The sequence below is a fragment of the Paenisporosarcina sp. P5_A11 genome (assembly GCF_056400705.1).
In genome coordinates this window covers 1-2,836 of record NZ_JBFUKT010000279.1, presented here as the reverse complement: position 1 = coordinate 2,836, position 2,836 = coordinate 1, and the positions used below count along the sequence as shown (strand labels likewise).

Genomic DNA, 2,836 nt, shown 5'->3' with positions numbered 1-2,836 from the left:
CATTAACCCTTATCATCCCACATTTCTACTTTTCTGAAAATTAAACATAAGATGTATCTTTTGCTGTTCTTGGTTCTATACCACTATAAAACAAAAGTACTACTTCACTTCACGACTTTTTATTTAATCATTCATCTTTTGCGTATAAAAATGGCACCATGCACCGGGCATGAAAAAACCCAAGTGAATAATCCTCACTTGGGTCGCAATCGGTTTATTGTTGGAGAACCATTACTTGTTTAGGCGTTGTTGACACTTTAAAACCATCTTTTGTTACCAAATCAGCTGAGATAAAGTAATTTCCATTTGGTAGCTCCGGTTTAGGTGCCCATTTTTTATGAACTGCTTTTTCATTTTTATATTCAAACGTATCGACTATTTTCCCATTTGCATCTTTCACATAAAACGTCCAGTCTACTCTGTTTGAAGCAAAGTAATCAATTTCTGTTGGAGTATTTTTGTTTAAATTTTTGGTCGGATATACGCTAGAATTTGAAAGAACAATCCATTCACTCATATATTTTGGATCTTGGTCTCCCCAAACTGTGTACGAGTGATTAAATGAGTTATCTGCTCCTTTAACCACAATATTTTTCGGTTCGTAGTTTAATAGTAATGTTGTCTCTTTTCCTGGTGTATAATAATTACCGTTCACCCAAACCATTGCAGCAACATATCCACTTCCGTTTTCATTATCTGTGCCTACCCAGGAAATTTCGTATTTACCATCCTTTGGAGTTACAGTAATGTCTGTAACTTTAGGTAGTGTCGAATCTACTTTCACAGGCATTTTAACTTCCTGTGGTTTTGCACCTGGAAAGTCTAATGTCGTTTTAATAACATATTGATAATTTCCATCTTGTACAAATTGTCCAGATTCATCTGTCATATCCCAATAATAGAGTTCATTGTAATAAGTGTCCCCAAATGACATGACATTCTTTCTGAATTTCCATGGTGTCCCTGTATATTCACTGAAGTCACCTAAATATTTAACGATATTCCCTGATTGATCTTCAACAAACATTTCTGTTTTTTGTAGATTACGTAAAGCCGTAAATGAAGAATAGATACCATTTAGATGGTAGTTTGGCGAGATGGCAATTTTGTTAAGATCAAACGTTCCAGTACTAGGATCATATCCCTTTGGATAACGTTCTGATGTTCCATCCCAAAGTGCAGTATAACCTAAAAATGCATCTTTTTCCCATGCAGGAGGATCGATATTTAGTGGTTCATCCCAATTTCCATAGAAGCCCATATAAGGAACGGATAAAGGCACGGCTTTATCTTGGTCCTTGGTAACCGGGACTAGACGAACAAATCCTTCTACAAAACTATTTTTCTTTAAGGAATCTGGTAAATTCACATTAACTGTCAGCTGTTTTAATTGACCAGGTTTAGTTTTAAGAAGTGCTCCTTCTGTTACTGTCACTTTTTTATCATTGACAGTGACGGTTGCTCCATTGATTCGTTCACTTTTTAAAGTTAGATACTCCTTGGAATCCAAGTCACCATCAGTATCTAAATCATATTCTTTCACTTCCGTCTGATCCTTTAAAACATCTACAAAAACTTGGTATTCGATATCCTCACTATTATTATTTCCCTTAGGAGTTTCGAATGCCTCCACGTTTAATTTAAAGCTTGTCGTTTGTCCGATTTCCTTTAAAGCAACTGCTCCAGCTTGTTCTAAAGGCGTGTTTCGACTTGTCACAATGACAGGTGTGTTAATGGCATTTTGAATTTTCATTAAACCAGATCCTTGTAAGCGTGGTGAATATGGAACTTCACCGTTTGTTCTTGGATCCATGAGAACATTAGCTGTATTCATTAAAGCAAGCTTTGCTTTTAACACCGTATCTTCTGAATGGGTTAATCCTTTTTGATAAAGTGCCTGCAATAACAATGCTGAACCGCCTGCAACATGAGGTGCTGCCATTGATGTACCGCTCATGATTTCATAATCATTTCCTGGAACAGTTGAATAAATATTTCCACCAGGAGCCGAAATCTCTGGTTTAAAATCTAATGTACTTGGAGAACCATAGGATGAAAAACTGGACATGTTGTCTTTTTTTGCATTATCTATCCAAGTTTCCTCGTCTAATTTCATCTTGACCATTTGACCACTTTTTAGTTTATTTAATAGTTCTTGCCCTGGAGCCTTACCTGTTGTAGCAGTTGGAATGGAATTTTGAGTTAATCTTAGATAAGGATAATCAGTCGCCATATTATCAGCTGGTATTATGATTACCGCTTTTGCTCCATACGTTGCTGCGTTAAATTGAATAGAAGAATAAGAATAATATTCATTTAATAATTTTATTACTGCAATGTAGCCAGTTTTATTGGCGGGAAAATCAGCTTTGCTTCGTCCTTCGTTTGCATACACCATTTCATACTCTTGATTCGGATTTAAAAATCTTGAAAGTTTAAAATTATATTTTGCAGGAAACATCGTTTGATCTTGGAAAGGAAGCTTAAAACCATCTGTATCTGCTAAAGTATTTAAATGCAATTTTGTATTTTCATAGGATGCTACCGATAAAGCATATGGACCTACACCCGGTGCACCAACAGTCCCAATATCAGGATTTTCTGCATATGGCTTTGAAGCAGAGTCAAGAAATAAATTATTTTTCGTACTATGAGCGGAATTACCAGCTGCCACTACAACTAGTGTTCCACGCTCTGTCGCAACTCGAATGGCTTTTTGAGTAGGATCATCTTCTTCACTAACATATCCTGCATCAACACCTAAGCTCATGTTGATAACATCTGCACCCATTGTAACGGCATGCTCAATTCCTGCGATAATATCATCCTCATAGGC

General features: G+C 36.3%; 1 protein-coding gene. It reads right to left on the bottom strand.

The annotated features are described in order from the left end of the window. Positions 1 to 214: 214 nt before the first annotated feature. A partial coding sequence (locus AC1DOS_RS19290; RefSeq protein WP_477538802.1) for a S8 family serine peptidase occupies positions 215 to 2,836 on the bottom strand: 2,622 nt, incomplete at its 5' end.